General features: G+C 54.2%; 18 protein-coding genes and 3 tRNA genes. 1 reads left to right on the top strand and 20 read right to left on the bottom strand.

Annotation, left to right across the window (positions count from 1 at the left end; genetic code table 11):
- Position 1 precedes the first annotated feature (1 nt).
- From CKV68_RS00340 to gltX, 12 genes are all read right to left on the bottom strand, one after another.
- Complete coding sequence (locus CKV68_RS00340) at positions 2 to 1402, bottom strand: ABC transporter substrate-binding protein (RefSeq protein WP_231910444.1); 1401 nt, start codon at positions 1400 to 1402, stop codon at positions 2 to 4.
- Between the two features lie 227 nt (positions 1403 to 1629).
- The gene (locus tag CKV68_RS00335; protein ID WP_095075380.1) at positions 1630 to 2358 is read right to left on the bottom strand and encodes an ABC transporter ATP-binding protein; all 729 of its coding nucleotides are present in this window, start codon (positions 2356 to 2358) and stop codon (positions 1630 to 1632) included.
- Complete coding sequence (locus CKV68_RS00330; protein ID WP_095075379.1) at positions 2355 to 3005, bottom strand: ABC transporter ATP-binding protein; 651 nt, start codon at positions 3003 to 3005, stop codon at positions 2355 to 2357. Before CKV68_RS00330 ends, CKV68_RS00335 begins: the two co-directional genes overlap by 4 nt.
- Positions 2992 to 3813, bottom strand: coding sequence for an ABC transporter permease (locus CKV68_RS00325; protein ID WP_095075378.1), 822 nt, complete (start codon positions 3811 to 3813; stop codon positions 2992 to 2994). Before CKV68_RS00325 ends, CKV68_RS00330 begins: the two co-directional genes overlap by 14 nt.
- Positions 3814 to 3815: 2 nt before the next feature.
- Positions 3816 to 4778: an ABC transporter permease gene (locus tag CKV68_RS00320; protein WP_095075377.1), complete on the bottom strand. Its 963-nt coding sequence runs from the start codon at positions 4776 to 4778 to the stop codon at positions 3816 to 3818.
- Positions 4779 to 4842: 64 nt separating this feature from the next.
- Positions 4843 to 5583: a PIG-L deacetylase family protein gene (locus CKV68_RS00315; protein ID WP_013911339.1), complete on the bottom strand. Its 741-nt coding sequence runs from the start codon at positions 5581 to 5583 to the stop codon at positions 4843 to 4845.
- 325 nt (positions 5584 to 5908) lie between these two features.
- Positions 5909 to 5984, bottom strand: a tRNA-Glu gene (locus CKV68_RS00310).
- A gap of 719 nt (positions 5985 to 6703) precedes the next feature.
- Positions 6704 to 8113 (bottom strand): cutinase family protein, encoded by a 1410-nt coding sequence (locus CKV68_RS00305; RefSeq protein WP_013911337.1) that lies wholly within the window; start codon positions 8111 to 8113, stop codon positions 6704 to 6706.
- Positions 8114 to 8366: 253 nt separating this feature from the next.
- A tRNA-Glu gene (locus CKV68_RS00300) sits at positions 8367 to 8439 on the bottom strand.
- A 33-nt stretch (positions 8440 to 8472) separates the two neighbouring features.
- Positions 8473 to 8544: transfer RNA gene (locus tag CKV68_RS00295), tRNA-Gln, on the bottom strand.
- 102 nt (positions 8545 to 8646) lie between these two features.
- Positions 8647 to 9780 (bottom strand): CE1 family esterase, encoded by a 1134-nt coding sequence (locus CKV68_RS00290; protein ID WP_095075376.1) that lies wholly within the window; start codon positions 9778 to 9780, stop codon positions 8647 to 8649.
- Between the two features lie 270 nt (positions 9781 to 10050).
- Positions 10051 to 11538 carry a glutamate--tRNA ligase gene (gene gltX / locus CKV68_RS00285; protein WP_014836276.1) on the bottom strand — a complete coding sequence of 496 codons (1488 nt, stop codon included), beginning with the start codon at positions 11536 to 11538 and terminating at the stop codon, positions 10051 to 10053.
- Between the two features lie 29 nt (positions 11539 to 11567).
- Here gltX and CKV68_RS00280 point away from each other — a divergent pair, with 29 nt between their 5' ends.
- Positions 11568 to 12686 carry an isochorismate synthase gene (locus CKV68_RS00280; protein WP_095075375.1) on the top strand — a complete coding sequence of 373 codons (1119 nt, stop codon included), beginning with the start codon at positions 11568 to 11570 and terminating at the stop codon, positions 12684 to 12686.
- Positions 12687 to 12692: 6 nt separating this feature from the next.
- On the opposite strand, the gene CKV68_RS00275 is transcribed toward CKV68_RS00280, so the two are convergent.
- From CKV68_RS00275 to CKV68_RS00240, 8 genes are all read right to left on the bottom strand, one after another.
- On the bottom strand, positions 12693 to 13361 hold the full coding sequence (locus CKV68_RS00275) for a class I SAM-dependent methyltransferase (RefSeq protein ID WP_095075374.1): 669 nt from the start codon (positions 13359 to 13361) through the stop codon (positions 12693 to 12695).
- Between the two features lie 62 nt (positions 13362 to 13423).
- Complete coding sequence (locus CKV68_RS00270) at positions 13424 to 14221, bottom strand: fumarylacetoacetate hydrolase family protein (protein ID WP_023635560.1); 798 nt, start codon at positions 14219 to 14221, stop codon at positions 13424 to 13426.
- A gap of 119 nt (positions 14222 to 14340) precedes the next feature.
- Positions 14341 to 14679: a hypothetical protein gene (locus CKV68_RS00265; RefSeq protein ID WP_095075373.1), complete on the bottom strand. Its 339-nt coding sequence runs from the start codon at positions 14677 to 14679 to the stop codon at positions 14341 to 14343.
- Between the two features lie 62 nt (positions 14680 to 14741).
- A complete protein-coding gene (locus CKV68_RS00260; protein ID WP_231910443.1) occupies positions 14742 to 15353 on the bottom strand; it encodes a 3'-5' exonuclease in 612 nt (203 codons plus the stop codon).
- Positions 15353 to 17221, bottom strand: a complete 1869-nt coding sequence (locus CKV68_RS00255; RefSeq protein ID WP_095076202.1) for a DUF294 nucleotidyltransferase-like domain-containing protein — start codon at positions 17219 to 17221, stop codon at positions 15353 to 15355. Before CKV68_RS00255 ends, CKV68_RS00260 begins: the two co-directional genes overlap by 1 nt.
- A 121-nt stretch (positions 17222 to 17342) precedes the next feature.
- Positions 17343 to 18362 carry a 3-isopropylmalate dehydrogenase gene (locus tag CKV68_RS00250; RefSeq protein WP_095075372.1) on the bottom strand — a complete coding sequence of 340 codons (1020 nt, stop codon included), beginning with the start codon at positions 18360 to 18362 and terminating at the stop codon, positions 17343 to 17345.
- A 223-nt stretch (positions 18363 to 18585) separates the two neighbouring features.
- Positions 18586 to 20181 carry a phosphoglycerate dehydrogenase gene (serA, locus tag CKV68_RS00245; RefSeq protein ID WP_095075371.1) on the bottom strand — a complete coding sequence of 532 codons (1596 nt, stop codon included), beginning with the start codon at positions 20179 to 20181 and terminating at the stop codon, positions 18586 to 18588.
- 154 nt (positions 20182 to 20335) lie between these two features.
- Positions 20336 to 21892, bottom strand: a complete 1557-nt coding sequence (locus tag CKV68_RS00240; protein WP_231910442.1) for a hypothetical protein — start codon at positions 21890 to 21892, stop codon at positions 20336 to 20338.
- Positions 21893 to 21907 lie beyond the last annotated feature (15 nt).

Here is a 21907-nt window from a genome sequence, read left to right as displayed (position 1 = left end):
ATTACTTCTCTAAGAACGAGGAAACGTTGATAATGCCTTCACCTTTTTGGAAGACAAAGCCATCATAAATAGTGGGATTATGCACGGTAATCAGTTGTCCGTACGCATAAGGCCGCGCAATGATGGTCTCTGCATATATCTTCTCTAGTTCCTTGACCAGGCTTTCCTTTTCTTCTTTTGACCCGGACTTCACGTAAGCATCAGCACGTTGGTCAAACGTGGGATTCTTATACTTGCCAAGGTTAAAGTCTCCCAGCGTTGGGTCTGATGCACCCATCTGGACGATCGTCGATGCTCTCAATTGCGTTGGCCCCGACCACCCAAAGATCGTCATCTGGTAGTTAGGCTCTTGGGAGACATCAAAGCCAGGCCATACATGCTCGTCAAGAGTGTCTGAGTCCATGGATTTTACGCGGACATCGAGACCGATTTTTGCCAGTTGCTGCGCAATGGTTTGTGCTGCGGCAAGCCGCAAGGCAGATTCTGAAGAAAGAAGCTCGATGGTAAAAGGCTTGCCGTCTTTGTTTGTGCGGAAATCGCCCTCACGCTTATATCCAAGTTTGTCGAGCATCTTTTCTGCCTTGGCGGTATCAAACTCATACTTGAGCGACGTATCTGCCCACGGCGAATGTGGTGAATAAAAGCCCGCGGTGGGATGGTCGGCATGCCCCAGATAAACCCGCTCGATGAGAGCGTCCTCGTCGATGGCAAGGCTGATGGCCTGGCGGAATTCCACGTCCTTAAAAGGCCCCACGCTTGTATTCATGTAGATCATGTCATTTCCAAACCCTGGCCCGCTGGTTACTTTGAGGCTTTTCTCTTTCTCAAAAGTTTCGGCGAGCTCTGGCGCGAGGGCGGAGAATGCTGTCAAATATTCTCCCGATTTTAGCCCCTGGTGGATGGCGGCGGAATCGGTGATGATCGGTATATTCAGCGTGCCGATGGCAGGTTTCCCTAGGAAGAATTCGTCATTAGCGGTAAGCACGTACTTCTGCCCTGGGACGTATTCGGTCAGTGAGTAGATGCCGGTGCCCACGTGTTCGGTGACTTCATTAGCCTTTTTGTCTTCAAAGACATGCTTGGCAATGATCGGCATATCCGTCAGTATTTCCTCAACAAAGTAAGGATTTGAGTCGGCCAGAGTGAAGGTCACGTGGTTTCCGTCGACATCCATAGAGGAAATCCGGTTCGCAATGTTCTTCCAGCGAGCTCTGTCGCTGCCTTTGGCGTAGTTGAAGGTGAATGCTACGTCTTCAGGCGTTAGTTTCTTCCCGTCATGCCAGCGCACGTTATCGCGGACCTCGATGGTGTACTTGGTGTAGTCACCATTGACTTCATATGACTTTGCTAGATGCGGCTGAACTTGTGCATCCTTATCGACGCTAAAGAGCGCGTCATACACTAGACGCAGGGCGGTAAGTCCGGGGCTTCCCGTGACATAGCTGTAGGATTAAGTGAGTTTTCGTCTCGGTGAATAGGGATCACCGCGCTTGCGACCTTATGCCCCGAGGCTGTGTTGGTCGAGGGTGAAGACCCTTGAGTGGTACAAGCGGCGAAGCTCAAAGCCATCACTGCCGCACATAGAAGGGAGAAGACTCTCCGCATGAATTTTCCTTTCAAAAATGCCCGCTACCTGGACATATTGAGGTGACGTACATAGGCGGCAAGATCATTCGCCGCACAATCCATCTCCCGAACGTACGGTAGTTGACTAGTTGTTAAATCGTTGTTGTCCGTGATGTGTTCGATCATCTTCCCCTGACGCATCACAACGGTTGAATCTGCTATCCCTTGTGCAAAGCCAAGATCATGCGTGACCACCACAACCGCAGCGTCGTGTTTCATCTTCGCAATTATTTCGCCGATTCTTTGGGTGTTTATGGGGTCCACCATCGATGTCGGCTCGTCCATCACGATGAGATCTGGTTGCATAAGAACGGCGCGTGCGATGTTGATACGTTGTAGTTGTCCCCCTGATAACTCGTGGGGCCGACGCTGCGCTAAAGCTGAAAAATTCAGTCCTAGGCGAGAAAAAACCGAGTCGATACGGTGAGCGTCGATGCGTTTTTTCGCAAGCTTGAATGGTTCCGCCATGCTCTGCTCTATGGTGAGCAGAGGGCTTAAAGACGTATATGGGTCCTGCAGAACAAGCGCCGCCTGTTGCGCAGGAAAGACGCGCCCTGCGGTGGGCTTGATCAGGCCCAACAAGACGTTGATCAGAGTTGTTTTGCCGCTTCCGCTTTCACCCACGATGCAGACAACATGCCCCGTGGGGAAATCGAGAGATACGTCCGAAACACCGATCGTCTTCCCATAGCGCTTGGTAATCCGCTCAACGCGGATCGGGCAGGTACTCATTGGACCTCCTCAAGGGAGACGACAGAATCCGCCAAAGCACTCATAATCCGCGGATCGTGAGAAACGAGGATCGCTGCTAATCCCAGATGTTTTCTCAGCCTGTCCAGGAGAGCCACGATATGCGCTTCCACCAGCACGTCGAGACCTGTCGTTGCCTCATCAAGCACGACCATCCGGGGGTTGCAGGCCAGGGCGAGTGCGATGCAGACGCGTTGCCGCATCCCTCCTGAAAGTTCGTGAGGAAACTGTGCCGCAACGTTTGGGGCAAGCTCGACGACGTCGAGAAGCTCGCAGATACGTCGGTGCGAAAAATCTACGTTGTTTGCTTTGCAGGTTTCTTCAATGGTGGTTCCGATGCGAAACGACGGATTCAACGATGACATTGAAGACTGAGGAACAAGCGAAATATCACGCCACCACCGATGCGCTCCCATCGGCGTGCCAGAAAACAGGATTGTTCCCTCGACGCTCGTTCCGGCTGGGAGGTTGCCAAAGATTGAGCGAATAATCGTTGTTTTTCCGCTTCCGGAACTTCCCATCAGGCCCACGAACTCGCCTTCTCTTACCTTAAGGTCAAAGTCTTTGACCACCGGTTTTACCGCGCTCGGATACGTGACTGAGAGGCTACTGACATCAAGCAATGGCATGAGACAACCTCGCATCTGAGCGTTCTTCAATCTTGTAGGCCAACATCATGAGTGAAAAACTCACCACGATGATGCACATGACCGCAGGGAGTGCCCAATAAACCCAGGTACCAGTGGTGAAAGCATGCCTTGCTTGAGCGTGGTGCAGGATTGTTCCCCACGATGTGGTGGTGAGAGCACCGATTCCAAGAAAAGCGAGCGTGGATTCTGTCAAAATAGTCGACTTAAACCTCAAGACATAGCGATAGACGAGCATGGGTGCGAGCTCTTGTAGAACGTGAACTCGCACAATATAGAGGTCAGATGCCCCCATCGCACGGATTGTTCGGATGTATCCGCGCCGCTTAATGTCAACGACTTCACCGCGCACAAGACGGAGAAGATAAGGCCAGCTCATGACCGTGAGGACAAAGACCATCGACCAAAAACCTCCCTGCATGATCGCAGCAAGAAGCAGTATCGCCGGAAGCGCAGGGACAGCCATGAAGAACTCAGCTACCCGCATGATCGCACAATCAGTAGCGCCTCCGCGAAGCCCCGCAATCGCACCTCCTACAAAAGCAATCGCGAGCGTGATCAGACTGGCCACAGTCGCAATGGCTAGTGAGTGCCGGGTTCCCATAATGAGCTCCGACAGGATGTCTTCTCCCAGGTGGTTCAAGCCGAGCCAATGCTTGGCACTCGGTGCGCTAAAAGGGCGACCTTGCTGCGCGGAGGGGTCATAAGGCGCAAGGGCTGGCGCGAAGATCGCAACGATTATAAGAATCGCAATAATAACGAGGGGCCACCAAGATCTGAGAAATTTCATGGTTATATCTCCGCCCCGATGTTGACTCGGGAATACAAACGATCCGATAGGTAGCTGCTAGCCAACACCAAAAGCGAGATTGCAAGGAAACTCGACTGTATGAGCGGATAGTCCCGGTTAAACACTGCCTCAGTCATAACCTGGCCGAGGCCGGGATAAGAGAAGACCGATTCCACGACAAGAGAGCCGGAAAAGAGATAGCCCACGTCGATCATGAAGATAGTAAATACCTGGGTTAAAGCATTGCGCGTGATATACCACCGACGCACGCGGTCCTCGCTGATATTGCGTAACCGAGCAAGCTCAACATAGCTGTTGTTGATAACGCGTAATGTCCCCTGGCGCATTGCAATGAAGTACGTGGTAATCGTGCCAAACACCATCGCTAGGAGTGGGAGCGTTAGGTGGTGGGCAACATCCACGACCCATGCGATTCCTGAGTGTTTGTGCCACAGGTCTACTGCCCCTCCTAGCGGGAACAGGCGCCACGTGGCAGCAAACAGCGAAAGCAGCACAATGCATACCCAGAAAATAGGAATCGAGCTCATCAAAGCTGCCCCGACAACATAGCGGCGGTCTTTACCCTCGCCTCGCTTAAGCGCGGAACGACGTCCCAGCCATGCACCGATGAAGGTGGAGAGAATCAAGTTTGCGCTGGCTAGGAGCAGTGTCCACGGTGCCGCACGTAACAGAATCGCGGTTATCGACTCTTTTTTGGCAAAAGACGTTCCCCAATTGAGCGTGAAAAAATCGCGGATGTAGAGGAAAAACTGTTGCCACAACGGTTTATCTAGCCCGTATGCCGTTAGAAGGTTCATCCGGTCTGCTGCGGTTAATTCGCCCACGGCATCACCCGCGACGTGCTTAAGCGGAGAGCCAGGCATAAACCGGGGCAGGGCAAAATTCACGATGAGCAACGCGATAAACACGAGTGCGTAGAAGTATGCGCTTCGATTTCGATGCATCGACGGTGGCTTTTCAGACTCGTGAATGGCGGTGTGGGCGCAGGAACTGGGCGATCTGCATGCGTTATAGGTGATCGACGTGGAACATGCCTACCTTGCGATATGCCTCGGCAAACGCAAAGTGACCATGCCCCAAAGAACCGTTGTTCAAGTAAAGGGCCCTATTGAACTCGCGCAGGGATTTCTTGCCCCGCTCAAGGTTATCCATCGTGGCCCAGCCCGGAACAATTTTTTCCATGGTCTCCGAACCGTGGTAGCGATCATAGTGCTGCGCAGAGAATTCCAGCTGAGATTCCAAAAGGTCGAGCGCCCCCTGCTTTTCCTCCCACACATCTGAAATAGACACGATGGTGTTGGGTGAATCAGGACTCATAAAGTAGACCTCAGGCAGCGCCACGGGATCACCGAGTTCGACCCGCCATTGGCGAGCTGACAGCGCAATCGAGTCCAAAATCAAGTTCATTGCTTCACGACGATCCGGGTCAAAATCCTCAACGGAGTGCTCGGGATCCTGCGTAATCAACACCTCAGGAGCCGCTGCTCGTATCGCCTTAACGATCTCAGCCTTATGGGCCACATCATTTTGTATTTCGCCCAGTGCAAAGCCAAGATAATCAACCGAAATTTTAAGTTTTTCACACGCCGCGGTGACCCCTGGGCGCATCTCCTCACCGCACAACATAATTGCAGCACTCGACTGGCCACCCCTATTCGCGTTTTTAAGAAGCGCACCTCCCACTTCCACAGCTTCCATTCCGTATACGCCTAGCAGCATGATCCGTTTGCCAGCTGGAACGGTTGCCATGGTGAGGTCTCCTTGGTTATGTCCAAATATTGTCGAGCATTACGCGCAATCATGAATCTATGCATCGTAATGACACCTTAATACTCTAATAAACAATTGAATGTTTACAAAGTATGGTGAGCTTTCCTATGAGTTATTGCAGAAGGAATACTTTGTCGCGACCTCTATCCCCCATAGCCTGCATAACCATAGACAAAGAGCACTAAAACCACAGAAAATACCGCCACTGTCTATGGTTATGCAGGCATGTACACTCCCCGAGCCTACGTCCCTTACGACCCAGCACAACAAAAACCACCCAAAGCACTGAGCTTTGGGCGGTAAGTGGTACCCCGTACGGGATTTGAACCCGTGTTACCGGCGTGAGAGGCCGGCGTCCTAGGCCGCTAGACGAACGGGGCAAGTCGTTCATCGCAAGCTTTCGCTGCGGACTCATAAGATATTAAGTGCAACTGCCATGAACTAGCAAATCGCCACGTAGATGGCCAGAAATCAAAATCCCCACCGCCTGGAAAGACGGTGGGAACCCTTCTTGAGTGGATTAATCGTTTCAAGCCCTAAGGCTCTTCCTTATCAATCTTGAGGAACGCTCGAATCTCATCGACATGTAATGCGAAAGTTTCGTAAGCCGGCATCTCGCCGCTTCGTCCGCGCAACCCTGAAGGGGAAGTATGTCGGGATTGGCTAATACCTCTTGAAACTAAGGGACGTTACCGCTCCAGTAGTTCTTAGTAGCTCCGGCTTCACGCATCCCTGGCGCTTAGAAGTCCGGATTAGGGCACTGCCGGCGTTGAAAGAGCTGCCGACGCGGTAACCGGAATGTTCTGTTGAATCACTTGCTGCCACGCAACCTCCTTTGCTGGCTCGACTAGCATGAGCTGTCGACCATGAAGGCCAGTCCCTAAGGAGGCGTTAGATTCCTAGCAGCGTCGTTTTATTTCCTCTAGGATCTTCACCCTTAAAGTTGTGACCTAATCGGTCCGACACCCCACAGTCTAGGCGGATCACACCTCGTTGTGAAGCACTTTTGCTAAATTTCCTCAAATACCCAGCTCAATAGGATTTTATAAGCGCTGTCCCCGATCGGCATTACTCGACATTACGGGGACAGCGCTCTTTATCAGAGGTCAAAATACTCCCATATGTCACGCGTCATCTTGCTGCGCTCTCCAAAAATCTTTTTGGTCAGCCACCAGATTGGTGCTCCCACTTTCTGGAGAAGCCCCATGCGTGCAGTCTGAGGGATTTCCGGCAATGCTGGCCCACCCAGATGCGCCGCTACCACTTTGGACATATCGGTTTGGATCCAGTCGTCTACCCGCTGCCCCTGGATCGTGGTAGGCGTGCTGCTATCACCGGTATAAGAGACGTGCCTGGAGGTCGCACCAAGCGCCAGGGAGGTTTCTGCAAGCCCAATTTTGCTGTGCAGCGAGCCGACGATGTTGATGAGGCGATCCATGGCCATGTTGCCAGTCAGGTGTTCTTGGGTAATGCCAAAGATCTTCGCGCTATCCAGGTAACGCATCAAACTTGAGGTTTCCTCGGCTACGATTTCCAAGGCATTGCGCTGGGCGTCGTTAAGCCATGTGTTGCGCGATGCTGCGTAGAAGCCGTCGCGAACCGGCTGAGGCTCCCCATAATAAAATCCAGAGAGGATCTGGCCAAGGTAAGGCCCCACGGAGATGACAAAGCTACCGTCTTTAAACATCGAGCCCAAAGAAACGCTGGGACGGTCGTAATTAATCTCTTTGCCTTCTTTGGTAGCCCACTGAGCTACCGCAGCCAGTGCTCCGTTAGGGATCACGCTACACACCGGGTCGCCCGAGCTGCACACGGAACGAACTTTTCCAGGCAGGTTGCTAAAGGCACCAGCAGGACGTGGGCTGGCAATGCCCACCGAACCTGGATCTGGGAGACCATAGTTTGTGTCAACCATGATCGCCCCATTTTCTGTCACTCTGCCGGAGTAACCGGTGGTCGTGGTGGCGCTATTAGCCGTTATGCGCGACCGACCGGGATCCGCTAGGAGGTACGAGGCGAGAAGTTTTTCCGCAGTCACGCCTTTAATCTCACCGCGCGAAATACGCTCAGTGATTGCCCCGGCGATATCCGCGCCCTGGGAGTATCCGGCCAAGATAAAGGACGTTCCTGGGCAAGCGGCAGCGACTTCTTCAACGTGCTTATGCAACGTATCCACGCCGCCCCGGTAGGAGTCACCGTAGGTTAAAAAGCGATCGAATCCGGTTTTGCTTCCGCCACCGACAACACCGATTGAGGAGTAATACGGGGTTTGCCACACACGCACATCCGAATGTAGACGAGCAACGTGCTTGGCAAAGTTTGTTCCGCCGAAGCTGAGGATGTCTTGGGGGTCATCCAAGGGGCTCGAGTTTCCCGATCCCCCAGTTACCGCGATCTCTATCCTCGGACACTGCGCCGGTTGCGCCCCTGCTGCTGGTATTCCCACGATAGTGCTGCCAGCGCATACTACTGCCACCAGGCCAAGATAGCGCTTTATCCCACCACCCATAAGCGACCTATTCCTCCCTGCATCTTCACATCAATCTCAAACCACTTGGAATGTGCCCACATAAAGTGAACGGATAGGAAAAAACTCCTTTACGTTAAGCAAATATATACCTTTAGCCTGGATTGTTTGAAGGCTTACCCGAAAATTCCCCAAAATTTTCCCATAACCATGCAAAACCTGTCACACCCCACCTAATAACAGGCTAAAACATGAAAAAACCGCCCAAAGCATTGCGCTTTGGGTGGTCATTTTGTACCCCGTACGGGATTTGAACCCGTGTTACCGGCGTGAGAGGCCGGCGTCCTAGGCCGCTAGACGAACGGGGCATAGAACTTTCTATCAGAAGCGATTTCTCGCTGCTGGCCTACCAGGACTCGAACCTAGAATGACGGTACCAGAAACCGTAGTGTTGCCAATTACACCATAGGCCATCGCTTAACAGCTCGGTTTGTTTCTCAACACCTTGCTGTGCAACGGGAACTAATATAACCACAACCACTAGAAGTGCACAAATCTGGTGGTCATAGCCCTTTTTATAAATGCTGCCGGCTCAAAAAGTTCCATGCAGCGGTAGAAGCATTGGGGGCTTGGTTCCATACGTGACCTTGGCCCAACACTCGCATGTGTTCGGTCTCGGCAGCGCACCCGTTAAATCTTTCGATCTCAACATCTCCAACCTTGAGCTGCGTCGGCTTTTCCGGCAGGCAGCCATTGCGCTGCGAGACAGTAGCAAGATAGTCCGGAACGGAGTGATATGGGACGCCATGACGATGACCGCCTTCATAAGCCACCACATGGTCAACCGTGCCGTGTATATCCAGCGTAGGTACCGGCTTACCCTTGCATCCTGCGGTAACCGGAAGATAGTACGCGGATGAGACACTTACGATTCCGGCAAAAACATCAGCAGCATGGCATCCAAGGATCGCAGCCATTCCCCCGCCGTTAGACATACCCGCGGCATACACACGGGTGCGGTCGATCAGATAATCGCGGTCAATGGTTTCAAGGATCTGTTTAACAAACGCTATGTCTTCCCCAGGAGCGGCAACGGAATAGGGAGCGCCTTCCCAAGAGTTTTCACGCCCAGCAGGAAAAACTAACAAGGCATCATTGCCGGCTTCCCCATCAGCAAACTTGGATTCACGAGCAAAATGCTCAGGGTCTACCCGCCATCCCGCAAACGCAAACAAGACGGGAGAGGGCGCCGGCCGCTCCGGCCTGTAGTTTTTCCCCACGTGTAAGAGATACCTACGGCGAACGCCATTGGTGGCTGTGATCTCTATATTGCGCATCTGTCCAGGCAGAACGGCCGGATGCGGGTTATACGTGGAGTCAAAAGGATAAGGACCGGAAAACACAGGCACTGTTTCCGCCGCACCGCCATAGGGCGCAGCAGCACTCTGAGCAGGAGCATCGTTGTCTTGTGGAATGGCGGGAGTTTGCCTCACCACACTTTTGCTCACCAACGTAGGGTTCGCTTCAACGTCAGTAATTAGAGAAATCGGTACGGCAAGGCAACCAATAAGAGCTGCTGAGGCGACTGCTATCGCCACACGACGATCCCGCGTCAGAGCCCTCCACGCGCGCCTTTGGGCCGTGGGCCGTGCATGGCGCGGCCTATAACCTTCGGTGTGCGAGGCTTTCTCGCCGAATCCAAATATCACAAAGATTTACTTTAACTGCTTTATCGCTATTTTCAACGGTACATTCATTTACGGCGCGTCTCATTCACCATCAATCGCAAGCCCAATCTTATAAGCCCATCCTGTTCCCCATAAGCCATGGTTATGCATCAACTTTTATGAGGATGCAAAAATCCCCGAACCAGCGGCTAAAACATCAGCTTAACCTGCCTGTATGATTGCCGGTTCGGGGTTTTTCTCGTTCTCAGTTCCATCGAGCCCACTGGGCACTAAGCCCACCGAGCTACTGCCCTACTGTGCCGAGTAAGGCGTCACCTTAAGAACAGCACGCAAGCGGTTGAGCGTGGACTCTCGTCCCAAAAGCTCCATCGACTCGAACAATGGCGGCGAGATAGCCTGGCCGGAGACGCCCACACGCAATGCGCCATAGGCAACGCGTGGTTTGAGCTCCAGGTCCTCGATGAGGGCCTTCTGCAACGCAGCCTCAATACCAGGAGTGGTCCACTCGTCAAGGGCTTCCAGAGCCGCAATGCCGGCTTCCAGTGGCTGCACAGCGGTCTCTTTGAGATTCTTCTTCGCGGATTTCTCATCAAGCACGAGGTCCTCATCCGCGGTATCGAGGAATTTCAGAAGCGCATAGGCGTCGCCAAGCATCTTGATGCGGGTCTGAACCAAGTCGGCGGCGATAGCAAACTTCTCCTCTGGGTAATCCGCAGAGAAATCCGTGTACTCCGTGAGGTAGTCGCGCAGGCGCTGTTTGAAGTCTTCTGGGGCCAGCAGTCGAATGTGGTCGGCGTTAATGGCCTCAAGCTTCTTCTGGTCAAAACGCGCTGGGTTAGCCAAAACGTTCTTCACGTCAAAGTTGGCAACGAGCTCGTCTACAGAGAAAATATCCTTCTCCGACGACAGCGACCAGCCAAGCAGCGCGAGATAGTTCATCATGCCCTCAGGGATGATGCCGGCATCTCGGTGGTTGAACAGGTTCGACTGCGGATCGCGCTTGGAGAGCTTCTTGTTGCCTTCGCCCATCACAAAGGGAAGGTGCCCAAACTCAGGAGTCTGCTCCGCCACCCCAATTGCCTTCAGCGCTTCATACAGCGCCAGCTGCCTAGGAGTTGAGGGAAGCAGATCCTCGCCGCGAAGAACGTGCGTGATGCCCATGAGGGCATCATCAACCGGGTTGACCAGCGTGTAGAGCGGTGCCCCATTGGAGCGGGCCACTACATAGTCGGGCTGGGTAGCGGCTTTAAACTCGATCTCACCACGTACCAGGTCATTCCACTTCCAGTCCTGATCTGGCATGCGCAAGCGCCAGACCGGCTGGCGGCCCTCGGCCTCAAAAGCGGCGATTTGTTCTTCGGTGAGGGTGCGGTCGTAGTTATCGTAGCCAAGCTTGGGGTCTTCGCCCTTGGCGCGATGGCGTTCCTCTACCTCTGCTGCTGTGGAATACGCGGGATACACAAAACCTGCGGCTTTAAGCTTTTCCAGCACCTCAGCGTAAATATCCATGCGCTGGCTCTGGCGGTATGGCTCGTGTGGTCCACCGACCACTACGCCTTCATCCCAATCCATCCCAAGCCACGTCAGGGAGTCAATGATTGCTTGATAAGACTCTTCAGAATCACGGGCTGCATCTGTGTCTTCGATGCGGAATACAAGCTTGCCACCGGTGTGACGGGCCTGTGCCCAGTTGAACAAGGCTGTGCGCACCATACCCACGTGTGGAGTTCCTGTGGGTGATGGGCAAAAACGTACGCGTACTTCAGACATGTCTTTCATCGTAGACCAGTGCACTAGACTGGTTTGTCATGTGTGCCCACCGCCCCTCAACTGCGCCCGACTTTTTGTTGTCACGTGCCCATGGTTCCATCCGAACCCAAGGTGCTCAGAAAACCTTCTCCGACCCCTGGGAAGCCATAGAAGCACTACACAACGGCACCGCAGATCTTGTGGTGGGAGCCCTCCCCTTTCGCCGCGATCACGCGTGTGCTCTGACTGTGCCGGAAACGGTTATCCGGGAAGAAGGACCACTAGAGCCGCATGCGTATTATCGCCACGGTGAGGGCAGCGTTATGCACGCTCATCTCGATGCTCTGGTACCCGAATTGGGCGAGCACCGGGATCGCGTCATCGCAGCGATTGAGACGCTCAAAGCAAGCACGTTAGAAAAAGTCGTCTTGGCACGAGCAGTGGACATGCGTTTTGATCCACCCGTGGATCCACGCCTGATAGCTGCACGTTTGATCGACCTTTCCCAGAATCGCGATGGATTCATCGCAGACCTCTCTCCTGCTGGCGAAGACTTTGTGGGCGCAATGCTGGTGGGGTCTTCCCCGGAAGTACTGATTAAAAAACAGGGGTCAACGATTTCCGCATACCCATTAGCCGGTTCGGCTCCCCGCAGCGCAGATAAGCTTCTCGACGCCCGCGCGGGGGAAGAGCTACGCCGTTCACCGAAAGATCTCGCCGAACATTCCTACGTTGTCGATCACCTGCGAACGCTTCTCACACCTTTGTGTTCCTCCCTTGATATCCCCCAGTACCCAGAGCTCACGCGGACTAACGAGATGTGGCACCTAGCTACCCCCGTCGTGGGCACGCTCAAAGACCCCGCGATGACCGCACTAGAACTCGCGTTGGTCGTGCACCCCACTCCTGCTATCTGCGGCACGCCGACAGACGCAGCCGAAGAAATTATCGGAATTGCTGAGGGCGACCGCCGCTTTTATTCCGGAGCCGTGGGATGGTCCGACGCAGCCGGCGACGGTGAATACATGGTCGCCATCCGGTGCGCGGAGGTCAACGGAAGCGGAACCGCCGCACGGGCGTGGGCCGGCGGCGGCATCGTCGCAGATTCCGACGCAGATGCAGAGGTCGAAGAGACCTCCGCAAAGCTGCGCACTATCATGCGAGCACTCGGACTCTAGCTCTGATTAAGAGCCCTGCTTAAGGCGCGCGACGAGCACATTGTCAAGGGTATGGCCATGACCAAGCCCGGTAGCCACATGACGCTCACGGGACTCGTTGATCACGATTGTCCACTGCGACGCTGACAGCATTTCTGCGATGTGCGAGGGGAAGAGATAGTCTTTTAGCACGTCGGGACTCTGGTGCCCCGTGGCGATCATCTCTTCAAGATCGTGGTGCACGAGAACAAGGTAGCCGCCTGGGGACACCAAGCTGGTCATCGCTGCAAGCCCCTCCTCCCCCTTCACAGGAATATAGAAGCCGGTAACTAGGCCGTAGCGCTCCTGCAACGCCTGCGCAGTGCCAGAATTATCGGGTAGCTTTGCCACTTCAAAATCCGCAGCGATCCCGCGTTCTGTTGCCGCAGCTATGGCACGGGAAATAGCAATCTCCGACGGATCCACCCCCACGGCTTTCCAGCCATGCTCTGCCAACCACAGAACATCCGCGCCTTCACCGCAGCCAACATCAAGGCTCTGAGAAGGTGAAGCGTTTAGATCCAGCTCCTGGATCACCGCCACTAATGAGCTATTAGGGTTGCCCGACCACACAGGTCCTGCTGAATCTGTATAAATATCATCCTCTGGATGCCTAGGAGGAGCATCGTGATGTGAATGGCGGTGTTCAGTAGTCATATGCAAAAAGCTACCGCACTGGCGCGTGCCGTGCGATAGCTTTTTTACAACGAGACTTCCTGTTATGCCCGCTCTACAGGGTTTCCGAGGCTTCCCAGTCCTGGGATTTCTACCTCGATAAAGTCGCCTGGGACCATCTCCGCAGTACCTGCTGGTGATCCGGTGCAGATCACATCACCTGGTAGAAGCGTGAAAGAAGCCGTGATGAACTCTATGATCTCGCCCAGGTTCATAATCATCTGATCAGAGTTGGAATCCTGCTTAGTTTCCGTCACACCATCATGTGTGAGGTGAGCTTTGATCGGAAGGTTGGTGGTGTCAATAGAATCCAGGTCTGTTTCAATCCACGGCCCAAGCGGTGCAAAAGTGTCGATTCCCTTAGCGCGCGCCCACTGTCCGTCTGCAAATTGGAGATCGCGGGAAGAAACATCGTTAATGATGGTGAACCCAAGAACGACAGACTTCCAGTCTTCCTTCTTAACATTTTTGCAAGGCTTGCCGATCACCATAGCCAGCTCGCCCTCAAACTCCACCTTGGTGGCAAACTCCGGAATCCTAATGGGCGCACCCGGGCCAATGACGGCAGTCGGCGGCTTGAGGAACAGCGTAGGAGGAAGATGCTCTGCGCTCTTTTGGAAAACTTCTTTAACGTGATCCGCATAATTGCGACCAATAGCCACGATCTTGGACGGAAGCATAGGGGCTAACACCCGCACGTTTTCTAGTTTCCACTCCCGACCCGTCTTTTTCGGCTCGGTAAACGGAGTGCCTTCAATTTCTTTGCACACAGTTTCTGCACCGTCGCCCTCGACAACGCAGAAGCACATGCCATCTGGGGTAGCTATTCGTCCAAAACGCATAGCAAAGATAGTACTCACTCAGTCGAGTTTTCCCACCACCACGGTTTTTCTGGGGTATCGCGTGAGGTACTGGCTTCCGACGAACCCCCATCAGCTGACGCACATGGCGGCACGCACTTTTACATACTGTCAACCAGATTTTTCGCCTCAAGCAAGCCTAAGCCTGGGTACCAGATCCGCGCCTTTTTCACAGCCGCAACCGTCTGGCCTGTAGCTTTTAATGCCCGCAGCTCATCAAGTTGCGCCTCAGAAAACTCCCTTAGCTCGCCGCCCGTTGTCCGTTTCAGTTTTTTATCTGAAATAATTTTGAGGACGGACCCTGCAATAAGCAGTATGACCCCAACCACACCTATCCACGTGACAAGAAGATTCTCACCATAGTAAAAATTATGTCCAATCATGAACAGCAGGTAGACACAACACAAGACGAGGCACGCGCGATAAAGGTAGGTCTTCATGGCTCTACTTTACGTGTCCCCGGTCGTTATACTCACAAAAATTTTATTATTTTATAGAGACGTTATCCGTTTAACGCTAGATAAAGCTCCGCGCACGCCAACGCGTCTGTCAGCGCATTGTGACTGCGGTAATGGGGTAATCCATACCTATTGCGTACTCGCGCAAGCCTTAAGTCTTCTCCCCGCGGATACGTGCCCATGCGTTCCATATGTCTACGCTCTAATTCCATGGTGTCCACGTATGGCACCCGCAGCGGCGCTCCGAAGTGCCGACGGCAAGCAGCATCCCCAAAGCGCACTTCTATGGGGGCAAAGTGGGCAAGGAGTACGCGCCCACGGAGGGCGTCGAGAAGCATGCCCACCGCGCTCTGTTCGCTCACCCCTTCCTCTAACATCGCATCCGTAATGTTGTGAAGAGCTGCGGACTTGCCCACAGAATCCCTGTCCAGATTGTCCGGCTTAATCAACACATGTCCGGCACCTGCGAGTTGTATTTTTCCATCATCGATGGGCACCCAACCGATGGAAAGGATTCGTCCCTCCGTAGGACGGAGCGCAGTCGTTTCCATGTCTACTGCCAAGAGCCGGGTGTGATCGTTTTTCTCCGGAAGCTCTTGATAAACCTGCGCCAACGGCCCCTGCGCCTTGCGGATGGCGTTACTCCCCCACCACATCACATGCTCCGGGTGGGATATTTAGTGCTCAACGCTTGCTGCATCCCCTTGATGATGTGGAAGGCATCGCGCACATGCTCACGATCCATCTTTCCGAGCTGCTCCGGGTCCACGTGATAGCTTGGTGCATTGCCCACGCGGAGATCCGTTGCCTGATGATCAAACGCAATGGTGTTAAGCACGTCAAAGGCATCCAACAGGTCATGTGCGCCTTTTTCAGACACAGCCCCGAGGCCTGCCGCAGCATTCAGTCTCTGACGAGTGTCCAAGGCGTCTGCCCCACACGTCAGCGCGTACAAACGCGCCATCTGAACAATCGCGTGAATCCCTCCCTTTTTGATGTCCAGGGTATGGGCATAGTCACCGCCGCGTTCCACCACAAAACCACGGAAAAAACCTAGTGGCGGTTCTCGTCGTGAAGCAACCGTTGCAAGGTGGGCATGGAAACGCCTCGCAGAGCGCGCCTGATCCAGGGAGCTGGCCCGGACGTTGGAGTACAAGGACTCATCGCCATGCACGAGCCTCATGTCAAAGAAGGTTTGCGCAAACATGAGAGCCTCTGGCTCAGGTGCAGTAATCCACGAGGTAAAGGTAGATATCCACTCGCTTTCGGTGAGTCGCCACTGTGGGTTAGATGCCATCATGTCTCCAGGGCAAAGCACCTGACCGGCCAGGGCTAGGCCTTGACACACCCGGTTGGCGAGGACCGTGAAATACTCACCGTGCTCTTCCGGCTTGAACGCATTAGAAAGAATAAGGGCGTTATCTTGATCTGAGGCAAAGCCCAATTCTTTGCGCCCTTGGGAACCCACCACAACAAACGCATAAGGAACGGGAGGAGGACCGAGCTCTTCTTCTGCAAGGCCCAGCAATCGACGCGCCACTGCATCCGCCGAGTGAGAAAGCAAGGCCGATACTTCCTCCGGGCGTGCTGAACGCTCCACAAAACGTGCTGCTACGTCCTTGCTGCGAGCGAAGACCTCTGCGAGTTCTTCCGCAGAGCTGCGCCTGGAAATATCCGCGGTGATGTAAATGGGATCATTGCGCAACAGCCGCATGATGTCGGGAGAACTGACGATTCCCACAAGCGGTTTATGAGGCTGTGTTGTATCACGCACGGGGAGATGGTGAATGCCGTGTTCCGCCATAATCATCATCGCCTCAAACGCTGGCGTTGTGGTAGTCGCCGTGATGGGGTTCAGGGTCATGATCCCCGACACCGGCATGGTGACGTCCACATCATCCGCGACGACTTTACTGCGCAGGTCGCGGTCAGTCACGATTCCACAGATGTCCTCATCAGTAGCAATAACCAGCGAAGACACATTTTTATCTCGCATCACACGTGCCGCAGACTGAATAGATTCCGTCGGATGCAGTGTGGCGGGCTGGGTGGTCATAAAATCCCCCAGCTGCGCCCGCAGCGATTGAGAGCCGTCGTTGTTACGCACCTGTTCAGCCGCTGCACGCATCCGAGTTGATTGGCTGGAAAAGAAACGCGTGAAACTAGCATCCTTCTCAGCGACAGCGAGGAAATCCGCACGAGTAATAGTGATCAGGAGGGAGTCTTCCACTGCAATCATCGAATAACGATTCCGATTCTCTCCGAGAATCGTGGAGTAACCAAAAGAGCGCCCGGCCTCTCTCCTATCCAGGAGCACTCCGTTTTCATCGGTTATGTCCACTGCACCACTGCGGATCACCCAACACAAATCATTGGGTTCTCCGCAGCGTAAGATAACCGAACCACGTTTGCAGTAGCGTATCTCGGCAGAGCGTGTAAGCAACGCACGCGATTCCGCAGGAAGCTGGGCGTAAGGTGCATTTTCTGCAAGGAAATGTTGCACCTCGTCTAGTTCGACGGTCATGAAGCGAATCATATATCGTGAGTTAGCTCACGTCACGAAAATGAGTCTTTCATGGGTTTTTTACACCCGGCCGTCTTCTTTTTTAAAGAGCTCCCCTTTCCTACTCGCCCCTGTGCTTCTTCTATCCGCGCAGTGCCGCTGCGATGCGATCGCCTACCTCTGAGGTCACAATTTTTGCGTCAGCGCGCGCAGAAACGTCCGCAGCAACCGCAGCGTCGATTCGGCAAGCATTTTCCTCGTCTCCCAGGTGACGCAAAAGCATTCCCGCAGAAAGGATCGCCGCCGTAGGATCTGCAATACCCTGGCCAGCGATATCTGGGGCTGAGCCATGAACAGGCTCAAACATCGACGGATTAGCGCCGCTTGCATCAATGTTTGCGGAAGCCGCAAGACCAATTCCACCGGTCACTGCACCCGCGAGATCGGTAAGAATGTCTCCGAACAAGTTGTCCGTCACAATGACGTCATAACGCGATGGGTCGGTAACCATATAAATCGTGGCGGCATCAATATGGTTGTAATCTACCTGCACCTCTGGGAATTCCCGAGAAACCTCATCTACCGTGCGCTGCCATAGATCCCCTGCATGAACCAAGACGTTAGTCTTGTGCACCAGTGTCAGGTGTTTCCTGCGCTCCTGAGCCCTCCGGAATGCATCACGAACCACTCTTTCTACGCCATAGCGGGTGTTTTGTGAGACCTCGGAAGCGACCTCATGGCTCGTGCCTTTTCGTAGCACCCCACCATTTCCGCAGTACAGGCCTTCTGTCCCCTCTCTCACCACGACAAAATCAATGTCGCCCGGGTTAGCCAGCGGAGACGTAGACGTTGGGTACAGCTTTGAGGGGCGCACGTTGACATGATGATCCAGCTCAAACCGCATGGCAAGCAAAAGACCGCGCTCCAAAACTCCTGGTGCCACTTCTCCCGGCGCGCCAATGGCGCCCAGCAGGATTGCGTCGTGTTCGCGTAGTTCATTAAGGTCAGCTTGAGTGAGAAGTTCTCCAGTGCGCAGGTATCGACGTGCCCCTAGGTCAAAATTGGTGACGTGGATGTCATCGCGTACCGCATGAAGAACTTTGAGTGCTTCTGCTGTAACCTCGGGACCGATTCCGTCACCACCAATAACCGCTAATTTCATATTGCGGAACCCCTTTTCTCACACTGTGGAATGTTTCTGGCAGTGTATCAAACCTATTGATGGTGCCGCTAACCTCCTACTAACCAAAGCGGCATACCATCCCCCTGTTCTTGGGGTCTCACGTCCACGTAAAAGAGATACCCCCGCTTATTGCGATGCATAAAGGCAGTTTCAGGAGATAAGCGGGGATACGGTGGGATCTAGTGGAGATCGCAGAGTGCGATTAGGCGTCAAAATCTACGGCAAAGGATTCTGCCTCGATTGACTGCGCAATTGTGTCCACCAGTGACTCGGAGGCAGGCTTGTCTATGCGCAGCACAAGCGTTGCACCCGTTCCTTCAGAGTTTTGAGACAATGCAGCGGCGTCGATATTAAAGCCCGCTGCGCCGAAGGCAGTTCCAACCTTGCCCAAAGCACCAGGCGTGTCGGTGTATTGGAAGAAGACGTTGAAGCCGTGCGCGCGCAGGTCCAGACCTCGCTTATTGATTCGCACGATCTTCTCCACATGCTCAAGACCCGTGAGAGCACCGATCACGGATACGGCTTCGCCGTCTGCCCCAATAGCTCGGATCTCAAGAACAGAGCGATGCGTAAGGGATTCGCTCGCCGTGGTGACGTCAAGTTTTACTCCTCGCTCTTCAGCGATTCTCGGGGCGTTCACAAACGTGACAGGCTCTTCTATCACTGCGGAGAACAAACCGCGTAGGGCGGAGAGCCCCAGGGCGTCAATGTCTTCCGTGGAAAGCTCACCGCGAGCCTCAACTTCCAGGGCAACCGCAGCTTTATCTAGCAGTTTGCCGGCAACCAGCCCCAGCTTCCTAGCCAGGTCTAGCCATAGCGCAACTTCCTCGCCGACTCGGCCACCGGACACGTTCACTGCATCCGGGACAAACTCGCCAGCCAGTGCTTTGAGCACAGATTCAGCCACGTCCGTTCCTGCGCGATCTTGAGCCTCCACGGTTGAGGCACCCAGATGCGGAGTGACCACAACCTGCGGCAGCGCAAATAACGGTGAGTCGGTGCATGGCTCGGTAGCAAACACATCGAATCCTGCGCCACGGATGTGTCCGGAGGTGATGGCGTCGGCAAGCGCTTGCTCGTTGACCAGGCCGCCGCGCGCCGCATTAATGATGATTTGCCCCGGCTTGGCTTTAGCCAGCAGCTCCGCGTCAAACATCCCTTGGGTTTCTGCGGTCTTGGGGAGGTGGATGGTGACAAAGTCTGAACGTCCCATCAGCTCTTCCAGGTCAACCAATTCCACGCCGAGCTGAGCAGCGCGGGCAGGGTTTGCATAAGGATCATAGGCGATAACTGTGGTTTCAAAGGCTGCGAGTCGGTGAGCGAAAAGCTGACCGATGTGGCCGAATCCAACAATTCCTATGGTTTTCCCGTAAATTTCCACGCCCGTAAACGAGGAACGCTTCCACTCTTGTCCGCGAAGCGACGCATCCGCAGCAGGTATCTGCCGAGCGGTAGAGAGTAGGAGGGAAATTGCGTGCTCGCACGCAGAGTGAATGTTTGAGGTGGGGGCATTAACAACCATGACTCCGCGTTCAGTAGCGGCGGCAATGTCTACGTTGTCTAGTCCAACACCCGCACGGCCGACGATCTTGAGTTTCGACGCCGCATCAAATACTTCTTTATCCACAGTGGTTGCAGAACGCACTAGCAGCGCATCTGCATCGGTAACCGCTGCAAGGAGTTCTTCCCTCTTGGGCCCATCGACCCACCGGACTTCAACCGAGTCACCCAGAGCATCGACGGTGGACTGCGCAAGTTTATCTGCAATTAGAACGACAGGTCGGCCATTCTGGCTCACGGTATTCTCCTCGATCCGTACTGTCCGGATACTCTGACACGACCGCGCCACAATACCCGGGCCCACGCCGGTTCGCTGGCGTGCGACCTCCACAGTGTAGATGAGGAGTCCTACCAGAACCTACTGGTCGACAGTTTTCCGATATGACGCTCGCCTAGCGCGAAATTATTAGCCCAAGTCGGGGGGAATGTAGAAGCTCTGCTGCCTCAGGAAGTGCAGATTCCTCCCCACATTCAGGATCCTTGAGCACCGCTCCGAGCCACCCTTGCGGAAGACGTTCAAAGCTCTGCCCGATCTCCCCCGCCTGCTCATCCGAGACACAGCGCAACCAGGTCCCAGCCACCGGGGCAAGCGTTGGATAATGCAGTTCCGGAAGCGACGTTGGTGATTGGCTCAACACCACCAGAGCCTTTTGCGGCAGCCCATGCTCGCGCACAAATCGATCGAGCCAAGCCGCAGCATCCGTAACCGAACCATCATGGCGCTCTGCACTCACGGCCACGCCCATTGAAGGGAACATAAGTATGTCCTTGAGCGCAGCAAGCTTTGCGACGCCACCAGCAACCTCTGGATCAATAACCAAAAATCCGCGTTTTCCTTGTTCTTCTAGCCCCTGAGCCCATTCTTTGGCAGAACGAATGTCCTGGCCGTCAAAGGAACCATGCGTTTCTGAAAGATACAAAGCTTGAGCATCGCTTGTATTATCTGAGCGTTTGTTCACAGCCCACGTCGCAACGACCGGCTGGTGAGAGAAAACAAGCCCATGTCCGCTGTGAGGCCACACTCGCGTCTTCTCCCCAAAACGAATGACCTTGGCCAAGTTTTCCGCCGTACCAAACTGAGACCCTAGAGCAATGAGTGCTTCATCGGAAAGGCCTGCGACCATCGACATCGTCTCTTCGCTATGCCTAGGATCAGCGACGGGCATCACCCTGATCGTGGCGCCATAGGATCTGGCAGTAGCTACGGCAGCAATCCCAGATTCCGGACTCGCAATCACGATGGGCGCCGCCTCCGCATCCCTTTTTGATTGCAGAGGAAACGCCATAATCTTCTCTTGACTCGGACCTGACGGAGGTTGCGGAGAGTCTTCTAGCGTCAAAAGGGCAATATCCGCAGGATTGAGTGTTGCTACCTTTTCAAGCGCCTCCCCCTCCGAAATTTTCCTCGGCGTAAACTTTAGCGAGGTCAGTCGGCCCAATGCCTCAAAAGAACCATCGTCTTTGATTACCCGACGGCTCCCATCCACAGAGCTCAACGGCACATCGCCTACGGCCAGCACGTACCTGGCACCCAACCGGCCAATCTCCGCGATGACTTCCGCCCGCGATTGATCGGTCATGGTCAGCATTGGCGCATGGGCGACCACCGCAATTGAGGAGGCACGCAGTTGAGATGCCATCGCGGAATCAGAGACGACAACCGTATCGGAGGCGTCGAAAAGCAACTGCGATGCTGCTGCGCCCGAATCATAAGGGGTGCCGACCACCTGTGGTTCGGGTATAAAACTCGATGCCACGTGACGGTTGAGATTGCGCACTCGAGCTTCTTCCAGCACCGAATTGACGAGCGCATTCTTGCTTTGTTCTGCCCGCCGTGCCGACGTTGAACACGAGACAAGAAGCATGGCCACAACAAGGACAAGAAAGCCGCGCGCGGCCAGGTCTTTCTGTGAAAAACCACGCAACGGATTCTCATACGGCGTCAACATAAACCCCGAATCCAT

This window comes from Corynebacterium ulcerans (assembly GCF_900187135.1).
GTDB classification, from domain to species: domain Bacteria; phylum Actinomycetota; class Actinomycetes; order Mycobacteriales; family Mycobacteriaceae; genus Corynebacterium; species Corynebacterium ulcerans.
This window is presented reverse-complemented; position numbering and strand designations above follow the sequence as displayed.